Raw genomic sequence first — 18,568 nt, forward strand, 5'->3', positions numbered from 1 at the left:
GTTGCCTCAGACCAAGGTCACAAAACGGGCAACGGCCGGAACGCGCCGTCGGCGTCCGGGGTGAACTCGTGCACGGCCACCACCGCGTCGGCCGGGATCGGCCCGTAGACGTGCGGGAACCACGGGCCGTCCTCGGTCTCGCCCGGCTCCCACAGCACCGGCAGGCCCTCCGGATCGATCACCAGCAGCACGAGGTCGTGCCGGTTCGGGTACAGGCGGTTGGCGGGCAGGTGCACCGTGCCCGGGTCCGAGCAGTGCACGAAACCGTCGAGGTCGAGCGGGATCGCGCCGTCCTCGCGGGCACGCCGCCAGTCGGCCTTCGGGCTGATCCGCAGGATCACTCCGCCTCCTCACTTGTCCACAGGTACCTGTGGACAAAGCTGGGGATACCTGTGGACAGGTTCAGCGCAGGGTGATCTGCCGCCCGCGCAGACCGTCCCGCGCCCGCCGTTCCTGCTCGGTGAGCGGTTCGGCGTCGAGGCTGGTCAGGGAGTCCTGCAAACGCTTGCCCAGCGCCTCGGCGTCCGGTGCCCACTCGCTGGAGTGCAGCTCCCGGTCCAGGTCCCAGACGGGGACGAGCAGGCCGTGCGCGCGGAACGAACCGGCGTACCGGGAACCCTCGCCCAGGTCCAGCTCGCCGCGCACGGACAGCCGGGCGAGCGCCGCGAGCAGCGCCTCCTCCGGCTCGGGGCGGACCCAGCGCAGGTGCGCCTTGTCGCCCGCGTCCACCCAGTAGGCGGCGTCCACACCGGGCGCGTCGAGGCGCTCGGTGGGCAGGATCGCGGCGTTGGCGCGCTCCAGGGACAGCGCCACCTCGCCGGACGGCTCGTTGTCCGGCGGCAGCCACCACGCGAAGTCGGCGTGCAGCTCGGGGCTCAACGTGGCCTCGGGGTCGAGCAGGTCCTGCAGCCGACCGGGGTTCGAGCCGTCGTCCGGGCCGACGACCGCGAGGGCGTCACCGGTCTTGGCGGTCAGCGCCCACTGGACCGCGCGGGCCAGGTCGCGGCTGAGGTCGCCGGACCGGGTCTGCACCTGCAGGCCGACGAACGCGGTGCCGTCCGCCCGCACCAGGCCCGCCGCCGCCATCGGCAGCACGGTCGCCAGCACGATCTCGCGCCCGGAGGTGTCCTTGAGCGGCAGCTTCACCGTCGCCGAGGGGACGAACTCGCGCAGCGCGATCAGCTCCGCCTCGGCCGCCAGGCCCTGGAACGGCCGGGAGACGATCACGTCCGCCGCGCCGCCCGCCGAGCCGTGGCACGCCTTGTAGCGCTTGCCGGAGCCGCACGGGCACGGCTGCCGCGGGTTGACGCCGTCCGCCGGCTTGTTCTTCACGGCTGTCCGCTTCGCCACCGCGCGCCTCCTCGGTCTCAGGGCTGGTCGGGCGTCAAGTTATCCGCAAGGTGCTCGCGCGTCTCCTCCGGGTTGTTGGTGGCGAGGAACCGCACGCCACGCTCCCGGCACAACGCGATGTCGGCCGGGTCGTCCACCGTCCACACGTAGGCACCCTCACCCCTGCCCGGGTGACGCCTGAGCAGGTGAACTCCCGGTCCGGCGTAGTCCACGAAGTGGGGTTTCGTGGTCGGCCACAGCCGGTCGTAGAGCAGCACCGTGGGCACCTCGGGCTTGAGCTTTTTGAACCGGTGCACGGCGAAGACGGAGAACGACATCATCACCACGTCGAGCTTGTGGCGGTCCAACTGCTCGGCGAGCCCGCGCTCCACCCGGCCGCCGTGCCGGACCGGGTGCTTGGTCTCGATGAACAGCCGCTTGCCGTGGTCCGCGGCGAGCCCGAGCAGCACGTCCAGGGTCAGCACCTCGGCCGGCTCGCCACCGTGCCAGCTGCCGAAGTCGTGCCGGCGCAGCTCGTCCAGGGTCATCGCGCTGACCACGCCCGTGCCGCCGCTGGTGCGGTCGATCGTGCGATCGTGCACGCACACGAGGTGCCCGTCCCTGGTGAGCCGCACGTCGCACTCCAGCCCGTCGGCGCCCTGCCGCAGGGCCAGTTCGTAGGCGGCGAGCGTGTGCTCGGGGCGGTGGGTGGACGCGCCTCGGTGGGCGACGACTTCAGGTGACACGTCCAGGGATGCTCCTGGCGGACCACGTACCGGGTCAACCTGACTACAAAACGTCACAGGTCGCTGAATGTTTGCCACAACAACCACACTCGGATGGACGCGAGCCGCGCTCAAGACCTACCGTCCGTCACCGTGACCTCCTTCGACCAGCACGATCCGGCCTTCATCGCCGATCCGTACCCCGCGTTCGCCGCGATGCGCGCACAGGGCGGGGTGCACTGGCACGAGGAGATGGGCATCGCGGTCGCCGTGTCGCACGCGGCGGCGTCGGCCGTGCTCAAGCACCGCTCGCTCGGCCGGATCTGGACCGACGCGAAGCCGGTCGAGCGGTTCACGTCGTTCAACCTGCTGCACCGCAACTCGCTGCTGGAGAACGAGCCGCCCACGCACAGCAGGCTGCGCAGGCTGGTGGCCGCCGCGTTCGGCCGCGGTCACGTGGAGCGGCTGCGGCCGTGGATCGCCGAGCTGGCCGACCGGCTGATGGACGAACTGGCGGCCGAGGTCTCGTCGGAGGGTCAGGCCGACCTGCTGTCGCACGTGGCCGCGCCGCTGCCGGTCGAGGTGATCGCCGAACTGCTGGGCGTGCCCGCCGGGGACCGCGCGCTGCTCCAGCCGTGGTCGAACGCCATCGTGAAGATGTACGAGTACGACCTGGCCGACGACAAGCAGGCGGCGGCCGAGCACGCGGCCACCGAGTTCGTCGCCTACCTGCGGGACCTGGTCGCGCTGCGGCGGCGCTCACCCGGTGACGACCTGGTGTCCGACCTGGTGGCCGTCACCGACACCGACGGGGCCAGGCTGACAGAGGACGAACTGGTCGCGACCGCCGTGCTGCTGCTCATGGCCGGCCACGAGGCCACGGTCAACGTCATCGGCAACGGCGTCCAAGCGCTCATGAACCACCCGCACGAGTGGCGCCGCCTGGTCGACGACCACGCCCTGCTGCCGACCGCGGTGGAAGAGCTGATCCGCTACGACTCGCCGCTGCAACTGTTCGAACGCACCGCCACCGAGCCTGTCACCATCGCCGGGCACCGCGTCGAACCGGGCCAGAAGATCGCCGCCCTGCTCGGCGCCGCCGCCCGCGACCCCGAGGTCTTCACCGACCCGGACCGGTTCGACATCACCCGCGACCCCAACCCCCACCTGGGCTTCGGCATGGGCATCCACTACTGCCTGGGCGCACCGCTGGCCCGCATCGAGGTCCAGGCCGCCCTGTCCTCCCTGACCCGCAAACTGCCGACCGCCACCCTGGCCGCACCACCCCGCCGCCGCGCCGAATTCGTCATCCGCGGCCTGCACGACCTGCCGCTGACGGCGGAGTGACACCGAACTCCGCCTTCCGACGCGATCGTTCGAGCAGCACGTTGACCTCGTCCAGGACGGTGGTGCTGCGCACCCAACCACGCTGCTCGGACCAGGCCGCCTCCGGCTGATCCGGGTGGAGCAGGGCGCGCACCCCGCCCGGCTCCCCCATCGCGCCGGCCAGCGCGTCGAGCGCGTCACCGAGTTCACCGTCGACCGCGCCTTCGTCCCGACCGATGACGGCGAGCAGCCGCAGCACCGAAGCCTCGCTGCGCACACCGGTCAGGAAGCGCAGCAGCCCGGCCCTCGTCAACGGCTCGTTCCCGGCCGTGCGCAAGTACCGCCACACCCTGGCGGACTCGACCCGACCCCGCACGAAACCGACGGTCAACATCACCACCGCACCCAGCAGGGACACCGCCACGAGCCCTCCAACGACGATCAAGAACGTGCCCTGGGAAGCGAGCGCGACGGCACCCAGGGCCGCGACCGACGCACATCCCGCGAGCACCGGTCGCACGCTGCCGCGCAGCCCTCTCCAGGCGATCCGGGCCAGCCTGCGCGCTTGCGGCCGCACGTCCCCGCTGACGTGCAGCCCGGTCAGCAGGACCGCGACCAGCACCAGGTTGGCCGCGGCGGCCACGCCCAGGGCGGCGTCCAGCAGGGAGCCGGCCAACACCGCACCGATCAGGAAGACGGCCAGTACCGCGAGGTACAGGCTCAGCCCGGCCACCCGCAGCACCGCCGTGAAGTTCGAGTCGTCCCGCGGTGAGATCAGCCAGTGCAGGTAGCGGAGCCTGCTCCCGCGAACCGACGCGGAGGCGAGCGACAGCCGCAACGCGTAGAACACCATCAGCCCCACGGCGAAGCTGCTGGCGAGGTCCGGGATGGACGGGTCACCCCGGCGGTGGGCCAGCAGCACCAGGTTCAGCACCAACGTGACGACGTGCAGGAAAGGCGCGAGCAGGAGGGACCGGAAGTACCGCACGATCCCGTCCGAGTCCGGCAGGCGGCTCACCTGGCTCAGCACCGACCGGCGGTTGCGCCACAGGACCCCGCCGACGCTGAGGTCCAGCAGCGTCTGCCGGATGCCCGAGGCCACCTCGCCCGCGACGTCCGGCACCTTGCGCACCTGCTTGTACGCCTCCTGGCGCAGCCACTCGCTCGGGCTCTCGAACGCCTTCCGGAGCAACTCCACCCCCGTGTCGCGATCCGCCGCGGCGACCACCTCCAGCGCCCACTTCCGGTCGTAGCGCTGCCCCTCCTGCCAGGCCCGGCGCAGGATCCGCCCGGCCCGCCCGGCGATGTCCGGCCCCGGCCTGCCCCCGCCTTCGGCCAGCAGGTGCAGCACGTAGAGCACACGCGGCGGCCAGAGGGCGTCGTCGGAACCCTCGGCCACCACCGCGCGCACCGCGACCAGCAGTTCCCCGTACTCCTCCGGGTCCTGGGTCTGCAGGATGGTCACGGCCGTCTCGCGCCACCGCCCGTCGGTCAGCAGCAGGCGCACGTCCACCCGTGCCGAATCCCGGATCACGACGCACGTCGCGAAGTACTCCTGCAACCTGCGGTGCGAGAACGTCACGCTCGACTCGGAGTCCCCGGTCCGCGCCAGTTTCGTGTAGATCAGCGCTTCGACCGCACGCGCCACCTCGTCCGCGGACCGTTGCAGGTTGGCGCTCACCACCGCCACGGCCACCGCCTTGTCCACGTCCAGGCCCATCGACTCCTGCTCGGCGATGGTGAACGCCAGCTCCTCCGCCACCGCGCGCAGCTCCTCCCGGCCCACGCCGTAGTGGCTGGACACCTGCGCCTCGTCACGGCGCAGCCGGTGCTCCACGTAGGTCTCCAGCACCGAGTGCACGTTCGTGGGGAAGACGTTGCCCTCCCGCATGTGCTCGCACAGCAGCCCGAGGAACAGCGGGTTGTCCGACATCTGCTGCACACCGATGTCGGCCGTGGGCAGGTCCGCGATCAGCATCCGCTCGACGTCGACGGGCAGCTCGGCCTTCTCGATCAGGTCGATCTTCCGCTTCCGCGACAGCGGCACGACGCGGAACCGCGGCCACTCGGACCTCCCCGGGCCGCGGAACTCCCGGCTCGCGACCACCCCGCGGCACCTGTTCATGCCGTGCAGGAAGCCGTGCACCGCGTCGGCGTACCCGGTGATGACCTCGTCCGCCTCGGTGGCGCTCAGGATCGCCGGGATCTCGTCGAAGGAGTCGAACAGAAACAGCCACGTGCCCGCTTCGATGCCCGGCTGGAACTCGTCCGCCAGGAATCGCTCGACGTCCCGGTCACGGACCTGGTTGACGGCGCGCAGCACGAACTCGCGGACGTCGTCGGCACTCGGCGGCCACGCGGCCGGCGTGAACGTCTTGAGGTTGACGTAGATCGGGATGATGCCGTCCTCGCTGGGGTGTCGCAGGACGCTCGCGGCCATGCGCTGCGCGAGGTGCCGCATCGCCACGCTCTTGCCCGCGCCCGGTTCACCTTCCAGCAGCACGATCCGCTCGTCGCTCTCCTCCAACGCGACCGACAGCGACGGAACCCGGCGCAGCGCCCGCGACGGGCGCTTGCGGAACAAGCGCTTCCCGCCCCCGCTGATCTCGAGCTCGGCTTCCAGCTCCGCGTACCGCGAGTCGCGCCACTCCTCCTTCTCACCGAGCCGCCGCATCTGGCTCTCGACGTGGTCGGCGAACCGCGCCCGCCGGTGCGCACGGCGGCGGTTCGCCCCACCGGACAAGCGCTTCACCAGGCGCCCGACGAAGCGCATCGTCGGCAGCCAGTGCATCAGACCGGCCATCACGAGGCCGAGCACCAGCACCAGGAGCAGCGCCTTGAGCAACCAGTCGGGCAGGAACGGCACCAGCTCGCGCAGTTGGTCGATCAGGCTCTTGGGTGATTCCTGGGCTAACGCCATACCGGTGCTATCCGCCGTCCGGCGGACGCCGTTACCGGTGCGGGCGGTGCTGTTTCGGCAGCTTGAAGCCGCGCTCGGCCATCACCGTGCGCAGGCGGTCCGGGTAGTCGGTGATGATGCCGTCCACGCCGTTGTCGATCAGCTTGTGCATGGTGGCCGGGTCGTTGATCGTCCACGGGACGACCTTCAGGCCGTGCGCGTGCGCCTCGTCCACCAGGGCTTTCGTGGTGAACGGGACGTAGTTCGGGTCGCCGACCTTGCCGTTCTGCGGGTTGCCGTGCACCGGGGAGAGGGCGGAGGCGCCGAAGCTCTTCACGGCCTTGACCACGCTGCCGCCGAAGTCCTCCAGCTTCAGGCCACCCGTCCACGGCGAACCGGGGCGCAGGAACTCCGGCTGGGTCAGCGCGACCAGCGGCAGGCGCGGCTCGGCCTGGCGCCACAGCATCAGCGTGCCCCAGTCGAACGACTGGATGGTGACGTTGCGGAAGAAACCCGACTTGCGGATCTCGCGGGCCGTGACCTCGACGAACTGCTCACGCGGGGCGGTCTCGTGCGGTGCGGCGGCCTCGACCTTGGTCTCGATGTTGAACTTCACGCCGAACGCCCGGTAGTCGCGGGCGAGGGCGAACACCTCGGCCAGCGTCGGCATCCTCGCGCCCGGCGACAGCTCCTGGTCCGGGTACTGCGACCAGCGCCGCGAACCGCAGTCCAGTGTGCGGACCTGCGCGAACGTCAGGTCCTTCACGTACTTGCCCGCGTAGGGGAACGCCGGGTCACCGGGGAACGCGGGCGCGGTGTCGACGCACTTGTTCGGGTTCGTCCTGCGGTCGTGGGTGACGACCTCCCGGCCGTCCTTGGTGATCTGGACATCCAGCTCCAGCGTCGTGACACCCAGTTCGAGCGCCTTGCCGAACGCCGCCAACGTGCTCTCGACCGTCAGCCCGATGCCACCCCGGTGGGCCTGGAGGTCGAACTTCTTCCCGCTGTCCGCGTTCGCCACGCCGGAGCCGAGCCCGGAACCGAGCAGGGTGAGGATCAGTGCCGCCGCGAGTACCCGCATGGGGCCACGGTGGCACGCGAGCGGTCAGGAGCCCAAGTGCCGGAGGAAGAACGACCACTGAACAGCGGGGAACGCCAGCGTTGCGGCACCCGGGTTCTTCGAGTCCCGGACGGCGACCGCCGACTCGGTGAACGCCACCTCGACGCAGTTGGCATTGCTCGCGCCGTTGCTCCGGCTGCTCTTGCGCCACGTCACACCGGAGAGGTCCGCTGTGGACACGTCCACCGCCTCTTTCACTCGGCCAGAACCCGTTCGATCAAGGCCACCGAATCCTCCGGGCTCAACGCCTGGGAGGCCACGAAACCGAACGTCAGTCTAGCCTCTCGGAGCTGCCGCTCCTCCTCGATGTGCAGCGCTCCGGTCAGGTACTCGATGTACAGGACCTCCGGCTCGTCCGGTGTCGGGAACCCGAGCAGGGTGAAGGCGGTGGCCATGCCGTCGACCACGCCTCGCTCGTCGGACACCAGCTGGATCGTCACGTTGGGCCGCTCCGCTATGTCGAGCAGGTGGGCCAGCTGCTCGCGCATCACCTCGCGGCTGCCGACCACCTTGCGGAGCGCGGCTTCCTCGATGATCGCGTGCAGGCTCAGCGGGTCGTCCGGGTCGGTCAGTCGCCGCTGCCGGATCCGGCGGACGCGGATGTCGTTCTCCAGCCACCGCTTGGTGCGCTTCAGCCGGTGCGACTCGAACATCGCACGCATGTAGCCGGTCGTCTGGAGCAGGCCCGGGATGATCAGCGGCGACAGGTCGCGCACGGAGGCGGCTTCGGTCTCGACGTCGATGTAGCCCTGGTTCTCGATGCCGTAGGTGGTCCACCAGCCGGGCTCGCGGGCTCGCAGTGCCTGGTCGATGAGGTCGGGGTCGTACTGGTCGTAGAGGTCCATCATCGACTTGGCGAGGTGGATGTCGAGGATGGTCTCGCCCTTCTCCAGCCGGTGGAGGGTGGACTTGGTGCGGTAGAGGGCTTTGGCGGCCTCTTCGAGGGTCAGCTTGGCCTGCGTGCGCATCCGGGCGAGCTTGCGACCCAGCCGACGGCGGCGGAACGGTGGCGGGGTGGGCACAGGGCAGCATGATCCGGTGGGACGCGCGGATGCGGGATTCCCGCCTCGCTTCACCGCATCGGGCGGATCTCCCGGCCGCACAGTCGTCGGTGTGGAAGCGAACCTTTTCAGCCTGGTGGACGCGACCGACCGCACCCGCATCTTCGCGTGGGGCATGGAGATCATCGAGGAGGACCGGACGGACGCGATCGTCTACCGGCGCGATCCCGACACCGGCCGGACGTTCATCGGCCAGCACGTCTCCGCCGAATCAGCCCTCAAGCGGTACGGCCGGCGCGTCCCCCTCGCGCTCGTCTGGGAGTACGACGACGTCCTGGAGGCGCTCGGAGTCTGCCAGGACGTCGATGGCGACGATCCGCCCGCCGCTGACGGTGAACGCCATGACCGACAGCGGCCGTCCGTCGGCCACGACGACGACCCCGGCGGCGCCGTTGACCAGGGCCGGGCGGGCGAACGGGGACAGTCGGCCGAACGTGACCGCCTGGCCCGCCACCGTGCGCGCGCCGGTGTAGGTGACGGTGAAGCGTGAACCCGCGCCGGCGTCCGAGCGGAGCACGACGTCCGGGTCGAGCACGGCGACCAGGGCGCCGAGGTCACCGTCGCGGGCGGCGGCGAAGAACGCGTTGACCACGTCGCGTTGCCGGGCCAGGTCCGGGTCCGGGGTCGGGACCTGGCCCTGCACGCGGCGGCGGGCGCGGCTGGCGAGTTGCCTGGTCGCGGCGACCGACTTCTCGATCAGCGCGGCGACCTGGTCGAACGGCACGGCGAACAGGTCGTGCAGCACGAACGCGACGCGTTCGGCGGGCGTGAGGGTGTCCAGCACGACCAGCATCGCCAGACCGACCGAGTCGGCGAGCACGGGCGGGCTGCGGTTCGAGCCGGAGGGAGGGCTTCCTGGCCGAGCGGGAACCGGCGAACCGGGGCGTCAGCGGCGCGAGCCCGAGGCGCGGACCGGGCGCAGGGCAGGGGTCGGGGCGTCCTTCACGTCCACGACCCTCATCCGGCGGATGGCGCCGGCGTCCACCGGGAGCAGGAGCGTGGTGATGCGGCGGACCACCACGGCGGTCACGATCGCCACGGCGGCGGCCAGCAGGTCGGCCACCGCGTGGAACAGCACGCCGTCCGCCATCGCCTGCACGCTGTCGCGCAAGCCCCACACCAGCGTGAACGCCACGAACAGTCCGGTGAACGCCCACAGGCCCCACCACCAGCGGACCAGCTTCGACGGGGACGGGCGGGCGGTGGCCGGTTCGCGCAGCGCGGCGTGCTCCAGCTCCGCCAGCACCGAGCCGGGGACCACCAGGTTCACGCCCGGTACCACGAGGCCGACCAGCACCTCCCGGTCCGACCTCGACGGCCCGTAGCCCGCCTCCGCCGCGGCGGCGTTGCGGGCCCGGCGCAGCCACAGCAGGGTGAACACCAGGGCGACCGCGGACGCCACGAACGTCACCACCGACGACGACACGACCATCGCGTCCGACACGCCGACCGTGGTCCCCGACATCGCGCCGTACCGGCTGAGCAGCAACAACACGTAACGCCAGATCTCGCTGCCGGCCGCCCACACGGCGGTCAACGCGGCCAGACCGAGGGCGTGCGACGCCGTGCGCGCCAGCCGCTGCGCTTGGTCGACCGTGTCGGCGGGCCGGTCGTCGTCCGTGGCCACGGACGTGGGCCAGCGCCAAGCCAGCAGCGGGAAGCCCCAGCGCGGTGGCACCGGGTACGACGGCGGGCCGGTGTAGGCGCGGCGCGGCCCACCCTGGCGACGGTGCGGGTAGGCGCCGGGTGGCGGGCTCGCCACCCAGTCCACGCGCAGCGGTCGCAGTGACATGTCAGATGACCTCGGGCTCCGCGCCGTCGACCTCACCGACCAGCGGGCGACCCGACGCGGCCCACACCTGCATGCCGCCGTCGACGTTGGTCGCCTCCCAGCCGTTGGCGTTGAGGTACTGGGTGACCCGCGCGGAACGGCCGCCGGCGCGGCACACCACGTAGAACTCGGCGTCACCCGGCAGCTCGTCCAACCGCTGCGCCAGCTCGCTCATCGGGATGTGCAACGCGCCCGGCGCGTGGCCGGCCTGCCACTCGTCGGCCTCGCGCACGTCGAGCAGGACCTTGCCCTCCGGCAGCTGCGCCGGCACCTCGGACACTTCAACGCTGGGAACGGTCACGGGCCCATGCTGCCACGGCGCCCATAAACCGGGGATAAGGAGCACGCCGGCCGTCCTCCCCGAAAGGGAGAACGGCCGGCGTGGTGTCCAGCGGGAACAAACGCGACTAGTGCGCGACCGCCTTCTCGGCGCCGACGCCGGTGAGGGCGCGCACCTCCATCTCCGCGTACTTCGCCTTGTCGTCTTCCTTCGACAGCACGGTGCCGAGGTAGCCGAGCAGGAACGCCACCGGGATCGACACGATGCCCGGGTTCGACAGCGGGAACAGCGCGAAGTCGACGTTCTTGAACATCGAGGTCGGCTTGCCCGACACCGCCGGCGACAGCACGATCAGCGTGATCGTCACCGCCAGACCGCCGTAGATGCTCCACAGGGCACCGGAGGTGTTGAACCGCTTCCAGAACAGCGAGTACAGGATGGTCGGCAGGTTCGCCGACGCCGCCACCGCGAACGCCAGCGCCACCAGGAACGCGATGTTCTGGCCGTTGGCCGCGATACCGCCGGCGATCGACACGATGCCGATCACGATCGCGGTCCGCCGCGCGACCTTCACCTCGGCGTCCTTGTCCTCCGCCTCACCCTTCTTGATGATGTTGGCGTAGATGTCGTGCGCGAACGACGCCGAAGCGGTGATCGTCAGCCCCGCCACCACGGCGAGGATCGTGGCGAACGCGACCGCCGCGATCAGGCCCAGCAGCAGCGGTCCGCCGAGCGCCTCGGCGAGCAGCGGAGCCGCCGAGTTCGCCCCACCCGGAGCCGACCTGATCTTGTCCGGACCCACCAGCGCGGCCGCGCCGTAGCCCAGGACCAGCGTGAACAGGTAGAACAGGCCGATCAGCCAGATCGCCCAGACCACCGAGCGGCGGGCTTCCTTCGCGGTCGGCACGGTGTAGAAGCGCATCAGGATGTGCGGCAGACCGGCCGTGCCGAGCACCAGCGCGAGGGCCAGCGACAGGAAGTCGAGCTTCGACACCCCGGTCGCGCCGTACTGCAGGCCCGGGCCGAGCAGCTTCTCGCCGGCCTTCGGCGCGTTCTCCACGGCCGAGCCGAGCAGGCTGGACAGGTTCAGGCCGAACTTGGCCAGCACCCACAGCGTCATCACGCCGGCGCCGACGATCAGCAGCACCGCCTTGATGATCTGCACCCAGGTGGTGCCCTTCATGCCGCCGATGAGCACGTAGGCGATCATCAGCGCGCCGACCACCGCGATCACGATCGCCTGGCCGAGCTTGCCGGTGATGTTGAGCAGCAGGGCGACCAGACCGCCCGCACCCGCCATCTGCGCCAGCAGGTAGAAGAAGGACACGGCCATGGTGGACGTCGCCGCCGCCGCGCGCACCGGGCGCTGGCGCATGCGGAAGCTCAGCACGTCGCCCATCGTGTACTTGCCGGTGTTGCGCAGCAGTTCGGCGACCAGCAGCAACGCGATCAGCCACGCGACCAGGAAGCCGATGGAGTACAGGAAGCCGTCGTAGCCGTTGAGCGCGATCGCGCCCGCGATGCCGAGGAACGACGCGGCGGACAGGTAGTCGCCCGCGATCGCGACGCCGTTCTGGGGGCCGGTGAACGACCGGCCCGCGGCGAGGTAGTCGGCGGCCGTCTTGGTGTTGCGGCTGGCCCGGATGACGACGACCAGGGTGGCGGCGACGAAGATGCCGAAGATGCCGATGTTGAGCAGTGCGTTGCCGTTCACGCCTGCCCCCCTTCGAGCTCGTTGCGGAGCTTCTCCGCCAGGGGGTCGAGTTTCTTGTTCGCGTGGCGCACGTACAGCGTCGTGATGACGAACGTGGACACGAACTGCAGCAGCCCGAGGATCAGGCCGACGTTGATGTTGCCGATGACCTTCGTCGACATGAACCCGTGGGCGTAGTCGGCGAGCAGGACGTACAGCAGGTACCACGCCAGGAAGAGCCCGGCCATGGGGAAGACGAACGTGCGCAGACGCCGCCGCAACTCGCGGAAGTCGGGGCTGTTCTGCACATCCACCCAGTTGTGGTTGCCCTGGGCGTCGGCTGGGGAGTGCTGCTCAGAGGTGCTCACGGTCCCCTCCTCGCGTACTTGACGACGGTGTGAACGGCACGTAAGGCCTCCTGGTGCGTTCCTGATACGCGGTGCACCGTAGGGAGACCTGGCTCACGCCTGAAAGACCTTTCGTGTGACCTTGCGCTCAACAGTCGAGTGATGCGATGAGCGGTAGTAATGCTGAGACGAACTGCCACTCGGGTGATCGAAGTCACCGATAACCGGATCGGTGTGGTTATCTTCACCTGATTGAGACCTATGCGCACTCTCAGCCACGGATCATGCGGCTGAACGGGTACCGTGCAGGTCATCGCGGGGGCAGCACGTGACGCGAGCTCGCACCCAGGCCTAACCCACGCCCCGAACGCCAAACTCGACTGTGAGGCAGTTCACAGCTTTCCGGCCGGCGGGGGTCCGTCGTCGCCCCGGCTGCGGTCCGCCGCACGGGCCTTCTCGTCGGCCGTGCCGAACCGCTGCACGTCCCGGTCGCGCATGAACCCGAGTGGGTCCGGCGCGTGCAGCCGCAGCAGGATCTGGTTCACGTCGTCCGGCTTGCGGCGCGCGGTCAGCCTGCTGATCATCACCATGGTCAGGAACGCCACCGGCACGGTCACCAGCGCCGGCTGCGACAGCACCGACGGCGCCCACTTCCCGGTGTACGAGCTCACCACCGTGATCACCTGTGCGCCGATCACCAGCCCGCCGCCGACGACGAGACCGGCCATCGCGCCGACCCAAGTCAACCCGCGCCACCAGATGCCCAACAACAACAACGGGCAGAACGTGGACGCCGCCAACGCGAACGACATCGCCACCGTCAACGACGCGTCCGCCCGCGGCAGCAGCAACGCCAACCCGATCGCCACCGCGCCCGTCAGCACCGTCGCCCACCGGAAGTCGCGCACCTTGCCCGGCAGGATGTCCGTCGACACCACCCCGGCCACCGACACCAGCAGCCCCGACGACGTCGACAGGAACGCCGCGAACGCGCCCGCCGCCACCACCGCGCCCAGCACCTGCCCCAGCAGGTTCGGCTGCATCGTGGTCGGCAGCAGCAGCACCGCCGCGTCCGTCTTCCCCGTCACCAGCAGCTGCGGCAGGTACTGGCGCGAGATCACGCCCAGCACGGTCGGGAAGACGTAGAACAACCCCAGCAGGTACAGCACGTGCAACGCCGTGCGCCGCGCCGCCCGCCCGTCCGGGTTGGTGTAGAACCGCACCAGCACGTGCGGCAGCCCCATCGTGCCCAGGAACGTCGCGAAGATCAGCGAGTACGTCTCGAACAGCCCCGACAGCCCCTCGGTCTGCGGGCGCAGCCAGTCGTGGTTGGACGTCGGCGAACCCTCGACCACCGGCACCGGCGCACCCGCGGGGAACCGCAGCTCGGTGTCCGCGCCCACCTCGTGCAGACCGGGCGTCCAGTACACCGGGCCGTCCGCGGGCGAACCGTTCACCACACCGGTCGCGGACAGCTGCAACGCCACGTCGACGCGCACCCGCACCGGGTCGACCGTGGTCACCTCGACGTCCTCGGGGAACCTCAGCACACCCGCGGCGTCCACCGGCTGCGCACCGTTGCCCGGCCCGGCCAGGAACAACGTGAACAGCACGAACGTCGGCGCGGCGATCGCGAACAGCTTGCCCCAGTACTGGAAGGCCTGCACCAGCGTGATCGCCCGCATCCCGCCGCCGAGCACGTTCACCACCACGATCACGGTCACCGCCGCGCCGCCCAGCCACGCGGGCAGGCCGGTGATCGTGTGCAGCGTCAACCCGGCCGACTGCAGCTGCGGCACCAGGTACAGCACGCCGATGCAGATCACGAAGAACGTGCAGAACTTCCGCAGGTTCGACGGGCCGAGCCGGGCCTCGGCGAAGTCCGGCAGCGTGTACGCGCCGGACCGCCGCAGCGGCGCGGCCACGAACAGCATCATCGCCAGGTAGCCCGCGGTGAAGCCGATCGGGTACCACAGCGCGTCGACGCCGTCCTTGAGCACCAGCCCCGCGACACCCAGGAACGACGCGGCGGACAGGTACTCGCCGGAGATCGCGGCGGCGTTGCGGGTCGCCGGCACGCCGCGGCGGGCCACCAGGAAGTCCGGCGTCGTGTTCGCCCGGCGGGAACCCACGTAGCCCAACGAGAACGTCAGCACCGCCATCACGCCGACGAGCACCAGGCTCCACGGGTTGTCGATCACCGGTCCACCGAACTCACGAAGTCGTGCTCGTGCCGCTCGGCGAGTCTTCGGTACGCGTAGCCGACGCCGTACAAGAGCGGGAACGGCAACAAGCCCAGCAGCAGCCACGGCAGCCGCACGCCGAGGAGTTCGACCTCCGCCACCCACGGCAGCAGGTAGAACACCAGCGGCAGCGTTGCCAGCAGCAGCAACGTGCCGCCGCCCAGCAGCAGTCCCGTGCGCAGCTGGGTGCGGATCAGGTCGCGGATCAGCTTCTCGCCGACGCTGGTCTGCTCCTCCAGCTCGATGATCGTGCGCAGCACCCGCCCGCGACCGCGCGGATCGGCCAGCACGACCCGCCGGCGGCGGTTCTTGCGCGCCGACACCGACAGCCAGGCGTCGCGCTCGGCCGGCTGCGGCTGGTCCGGTTGCCCGGGGGGGCCGGAGTGCTTGGTCATCCCCAACTGCTCTTGGGGGGACGCACGATCCTCTCCTTCAGCTCACGCGTGTGCCGGCGGCTCACCGGCAGCTCCTTGGCGCCCTCGCCGGAGCCGATCACCACCGCGTACCCGTTCGACGTCATCCGCAGCTCGGTCACCAGCGGCAGCGCCACCAGGTAGGACCGGTGGATGCGGACGAACCCGGCGTTCTCCCAGCGCTCTTCCAGCTGCGCCAACGGGATGCGCACCAGGTGGCTCGCGCCGTCGTTGGTGTGCAGGCGAGCGTAGTCGCCCTGCGCTTCGACGTAGCGGACGGTGGCGCGCGGCACGAGCTTGATGGTGCCACCCAGCTCGACCGGGATCACCTCGTCGTCCTGCGGTTCCGCCGCGGCGGGCTCCGAGGTGGCCGCCGGTGTCGCGGCGACCCGGTCGACGACCCGCGAGATCGCCTTGTTGACCCGGTCGGAGTTGATCGGCTTGGTCACGAAGTCCAGCGCGCCCACCTCGAACGCCACCACGGCCTCCGAGTGCTCGACACCCGTGACGAACACCAACGCCGGCGGCTGGCGGAACGCACCGAGCACGCGCGCGAGGTCCGTGCCGCTCAACCCGGGCATGTTGATGTCGGCGAACACGGCGTCGACCGGCGGTAGCCCGGCCCGGGTGCGGTCCATCACCTCGACGTCGTAGTCACCCCGGAGGATGCGCAGCGCCTCGGCCGCGTCGAAGGCCGTGAGCACGCGTCGAATGTGCGGGCTGCCCTCGAGCAGGTACTTGATCTCGCTCAGACCGGGTGCCTCGTCGTCCACCGCCAGAACGAGGAGGCCGGTGTTGTCCTTGCGATTGTTCACTGGGGTACTCACTGTGCCGCGCATCTTGCCGACCCGGCGGGGTCGCTGTCTACGCCGGTTGCCGGAAGGCCACCGGGGCGTGTGGTCACAACCCGAATCGCGACCAGCGCGCCCGCTCTTCCAGCGCCGCCAACCCCTCCACCAGGAAGTCGCCCGATCGGGTGGTCGCGCCGGCGAGTCCGAGACGGGCCAGCAGGGGGCGGCGGGGCTCCGCGACGGCGATCTCGGCGTCCGGGTAGCGCTTGGCGACGACGCCGCGCAGGGTGCCGAGGCCGTCGACCAGACCGAGCTCGACCGCCTTCGCGCCGGTCCACACCTCACCGTTGAACAGCTCGTCGTCGGTCGCCTTCAGCTTCGACCCACGACGCTCCTTGACCCAGTCGGCGAACTGCTCGTGCAGCTGCGCCTGCAAGCCCTTGAGCCACTCCACGTCCTCGGGCTTCTCCGGGCTGAACGGGTCGAGCCGCACCTTGTTCTCGCCCGCCGTGTGCACGCGCCGCTCGACGCCGTAGCGCTCGATCAGGCCGTTGAGGCCGAAACCCGCGCTGACCACGCCGATCGAGCCGACCAGGGACGTGCCGTGCGCGTAGACCTCGTCACCCGCGCACGCCAGCCAGTAGCCGCCGGAGGCCGCCAGGTCCTCGCAGAACGCCAGGACGGGCACCTTCTTCTTGGCGGCCAGTTCGCGGATGCGCTCGGAGATCAGCGCGGACTGCGTCGGCGCGCCGCCGGGCGAGTTGATCAGCAGGGCGACCGCGACCAGCCGGTCGTGCTCGAACGCGCGGGTCAGCGCGCTCTCCACGGTCTGCATGCTGATGGTGTTGCGGGCCATCGGCGTCGGCGTCGGCGTGATCACGCCGTGCAGGCGGACGGCGGCCACCACGGGTCCGCGCTCGGTCCGCTCGCTGACGATCTTCGGCAGCCGGGCCGCGATCTTGTCCGTCACGCTCATGGCTTCGACCTTACGTGTCAACGGGGGCCGAGTGACACGGCTAACATCGAGCGGTGACGTTCAACCCGTTCCGGTGGCTCGAACGCTACGTCGAGTGGTGGGACGACCGGGGCCGCAAGAATGCGGACGGTCCCACCGCCATGCACGTCTACTGGATGTGGATCTCGTGGAGCGTGTGCGCGGTCATGATGGTGACGGTCCTGGCGATCGCCGCCGCGTGAGCTGATCAGGCGTTCACGGCGGGCTGCTCGGTGGTGTCCTCGAGCCGCGGCGGCACCAGCGGCAGGTTCGTCTGGACGCCCGGCCGGTACTTCGGGATCTTGAGGATGATCTTCATGCCGGCGTCCGGCGCGGTCTCCACGACCAGCGCGTAGTCGTCGCCGAACACCGCCCGCATCCGGTGGTTGATGTTGCCCAGGCCGACGTGCGCGCCGGTCTGGTGGGCGTCCTTGAGGTCGTCGAAGAGGCGGTCCGGGTCCATGCCGACGCCGTCGTCCTCGACCGAGATCAGCGCCTCCGCGCCGTTGTCCTCGGCGATGATCGTCAGCTCGCCGCCGCCGGGCTTCTTCGCCAAGCCGTGCCGCACGGCGTTCTCCACCAACGGCTGCAGCACCAGGAACGGCAGCACGACCTGCAGCACCTCTGGCGCGATCTTCAGCCGCACGTTGAGCCGCGACCCGTACCGCGCCTGCTCGATGGTCAGGTAGCGGTGGATGTTGGTCAGTTCGTCGGCCAGCGTGGTGAAGAAGCCGTCGGTGCGGAACGAGTAGCGGGTGAACTCGGCGAACTCCTGCAGCAGCTCCCGCGCGTGCGACGGGTCGGTGCGGATCAGCGACGAGATCGTGTTCAGGGCGTTGTAGACGAAGTGCGGCGAGATCTGCGCCCGCAGCGCCCGGACCTCGGCCTGCGCCAGCGCCTGCCGCGATTTCTGCAGCACTTCCAGCTCCAGCTGCGTGGAGACGAACCGCGCGGTCTCCTCGGCCATCCGGATCTGCCGCTTGCCCGCCACCCCGCTGACCACGATCAACGTGCCGGCGACGTCGCCCTCCACCACCAGCGGCACGATCACGGCGCTGTGCAGCGAGCACGGCCCGGGCAGCTCGCAGTCCAGCTTGCGGTGCTCGACGTGCTCCTTGTGGCCCTCGCCGATGGCGCGCTCGATGTAGGCGCGGAGGAACTCGTAGTGGTCGTTGGCGCCGCCGTCCCACGACAGCAGCGTGCCCTCGTGGTCGGTGATGCCGACCGCGACGCACCGCAGCATCTCCCGCAGGTGCGGCGTCGCCTTGTTCGCCGCGTCCTCGGTCAAGCCCTCGCGCAGGTCGGCCGACGCCTTCGACATGCGGTGCAGCATGTCCATCACGGCGTCCTCGACCGAGGTGCTGACGCGGCGGGCACGGCACAGCATCACGAAGAGGCCGAGAACGGCCAGGGTCGCGATGAGTCCGAGCACAGCGCGCTCGGTCAGGAGGTCCCGCACGGCGTCCATGCTGTGCCGTGGGGGCGGTCTAGGCAAGGGGATCGGCGGTGTGAGACG

Annotated in this window: 19 protein-coding genes; 2 read left to right on the forward strand and 17 right to left on the reverse strand. The window is 70.4% G+C overall.

What is annotated here, in order from left to right:
* Positions 1–17 precede the first annotated feature (17 nt).
* From A6A25_RS35070 to A6A25_RS35080, 3 genes are all read right to left on the reverse strand, one after another.
* Entirely contained in the window at positions 18–341 is a 324-nt protein-coding gene (locus tag A6A25_RS35070; RefSeq protein WP_073897592.1) for a DUF952 domain-containing protein, read from the reverse strand.
* A 61-nt stretch (positions 342–402) separates the two neighbouring features.
* Positions 403–1,350: a DUF5926 family protein gene (locus tag A6A25_RS35075; protein WP_073897595.1), complete on the reverse strand. Its 948-nt coding sequence runs from the start codon at positions 1,348–1,350 to the stop codon at positions 403–405.
* Positions 1,351–1,367: 17 nt separating this feature from the next.
* On the reverse strand, positions 1,368–2,075 hold the full coding sequence (locus tag A6A25_RS35080; protein ID WP_073897597.1) for a glycerophosphodiester phosphodiesterase family protein: 708 nt from the start codon (positions 2,073–2,075) through the stop codon (positions 1,368–1,370).
* A 93-nt stretch (positions 2,076–2,168) separates the two neighbouring features.
* Between A6A25_RS35080 and A6A25_RS35085 the strand changes: the two genes are divergently transcribed.
* A complete protein-coding gene (locus tag A6A25_RS35085) occupies positions 2,169–3,401 on the forward strand; it encodes a cytochrome P450 (protein ID WP_073897599.1) in 1,233 nt (410 codons plus the stop codon).
* Here the strand turns inward: A6A25_RS35085 and A6A25_RS35090 are convergent.
* The 13 genes from A6A25_RS35090 to A6A25_RS35150 all read right to left on the reverse strand — a co-directional run bounded on the left by A6A25_RS35090 (position 3,361) and on the right by A6A25_RS35150 (position 17,034).
* Positions 3,361–6,300: an NACHT domain-containing protein gene (locus A6A25_RS35090; RefSeq protein WP_073897601.1), complete on the reverse strand. Its 2,940-nt coding sequence runs from the start codon at positions 6,298–6,300 to the stop codon at positions 3,361–3,363. The two genes, A6A25_RS35085 and A6A25_RS35090, sit on opposite strands and share 41 nt — an antisense overlap.
* A 31-nt stretch (positions 6,301–6,331) precedes the next feature.
* Positions 6,332–7,360, reverse strand: a complete 1,029-nt coding sequence (locus A6A25_RS35095; RefSeq protein ID WP_073897603.1) for a glycerophosphodiester phosphodiesterase — start codon at positions 7,358–7,360, stop codon at positions 6,332–6,334.
* Between the two features lie 24 nt (positions 7,361–7,384).
* Positions 7,385–7,579, reverse strand: a complete 195-nt coding sequence (locus A6A25_RS35100) for a DUF397 domain-containing protein (RefSeq protein ID WP_073897948.1) — start codon at positions 7,577–7,579, stop codon at positions 7,385–7,387.
* A 14-nt stretch (positions 7,580–7,593) separates the two neighbouring features.
* Complete coding sequence (locus A6A25_RS35105) at positions 7,594–8,421, reverse strand: helix-turn-helix domain-containing protein (RefSeq protein ID WP_073897605.1); 828 nt, start codon at positions 8,419–8,421, stop codon at positions 7,594–7,596.
* Positions 8,422–8,671: 250 nt separating this feature from the next.
* Complete coding sequence (locus tag A6A25_RS43555; RefSeq protein ID WP_338013247.1) at positions 8,672–9,280, reverse strand: sigma factor-like helix-turn-helix DNA-binding protein; 609 nt, start codon at positions 9,278–9,280, stop codon at positions 8,672–8,674.
* Positions 9,281–9,346: 66 nt separating this feature from the next.
* Positions 9,347–10,252, reverse strand: coding sequence for a DUF4328 domain-containing protein (locus A6A25_RS43560; RefSeq protein ID WP_073897607.1), 906 nt, complete (start codon positions 10,250–10,252; stop codon positions 9,347–9,349).
* Position 10,253: 1 nt separating this feature from the next.
* Complete coding sequence (locus tag A6A25_RS35120; protein WP_073897609.1) at positions 10,254–10,592, reverse strand: rhodanese-like domain-containing protein; 339 nt, start codon at positions 10,590–10,592, stop codon at positions 10,254–10,256.
* A 106-nt stretch (positions 10,593–10,698) separates the two neighbouring features.
* A complete protein-coding gene (locus A6A25_RS35125; protein WP_073897611.1) occupies positions 10,699–12,285 on the reverse strand; it encodes a solute symporter family protein in 1,587 nt (528 codons plus the stop codon).
* Entirely contained in the window at positions 12,282–12,632 is a 351-nt protein-coding gene (locus tag A6A25_RS35130; protein ID WP_073897614.1) for a DUF485 domain-containing protein, read from the reverse strand. Before A6A25_RS35130 ends, A6A25_RS35125 begins: the two co-directional genes overlap by 4 nt.
* A 371-nt stretch (positions 12,633–13,003) precedes the next feature.
* Complete coding sequence (locus tag A6A25_RS35135) at positions 13,004–14,773, reverse strand: sodium/solute symporter (protein WP_073897950.1); 1,770 nt, start codon at positions 14,771–14,773, stop codon at positions 13,004–13,006.
* A 35-nt stretch (positions 14,774–14,808) separates the two neighbouring features.
* Complete coding sequence (locus A6A25_RS35140) at positions 14,809–15,249, reverse strand: hypothetical protein (RefSeq protein WP_073897617.1); 441 nt, start codon at positions 15,247–15,249, stop codon at positions 14,809–14,811.
* Positions 15,246–16,106, reverse strand: coding sequence for a LytR/AlgR family response regulator transcription factor (locus tag A6A25_RS35145; RefSeq protein WP_073897619.1), 861 nt, complete (start codon positions 16,104–16,106; stop codon positions 15,246–15,248). The genes A6A25_RS35140 and A6A25_RS35145 overlap by 4 nt, the downstream gene beginning before the upstream one ends.
* A 61-nt stretch (positions 16,107–16,167) precedes the next feature.
* Positions 16,168–17,034: a S49 family peptidase gene (locus tag A6A25_RS35150; protein ID WP_073897646.1), complete on the reverse strand. Its 867-nt coding sequence runs from the start codon at positions 17,032–17,034 to the stop codon at positions 16,168–16,170.
* A gap of 53 nt (positions 17,035–17,087) precedes the next feature.
* Between A6A25_RS35150 and A6A25_RS45040 the strand changes: the two genes are divergently transcribed.
* Entirely contained in the window at positions 17,088–17,255 is a 168-nt protein-coding gene (locus A6A25_RS45040; RefSeq protein WP_198932965.1) for a hypothetical protein, read from the forward strand.
* A 5-nt stretch (positions 17,256–17,260) separates the two neighbouring features.
* Here the strand turns inward: A6A25_RS45040 and A6A25_RS35155 are convergent, their stop codons facing one another.
* Positions 17,261–18,520 carry a histidine kinase gene (locus A6A25_RS35155; RefSeq protein ID WP_073897648.1) on the reverse strand — a complete coding sequence of 420 codons (1,260 nt, stop codon included), beginning with the start codon at positions 18,518–18,520 and terminating at the stop codon, positions 17,261–17,263.
* Positions 18,521–18,568: the final 48 nt, after the last annotated feature.

The organism is Saccharothrix sp. CB00851, assembly GCF_001905065.1.
In the GTDB taxonomy this organism is placed as follows: domain Bacteria; phylum Actinomycetota; class Actinomycetes; order Mycobacteriales; family Pseudonocardiaceae; genus Actinosynnema.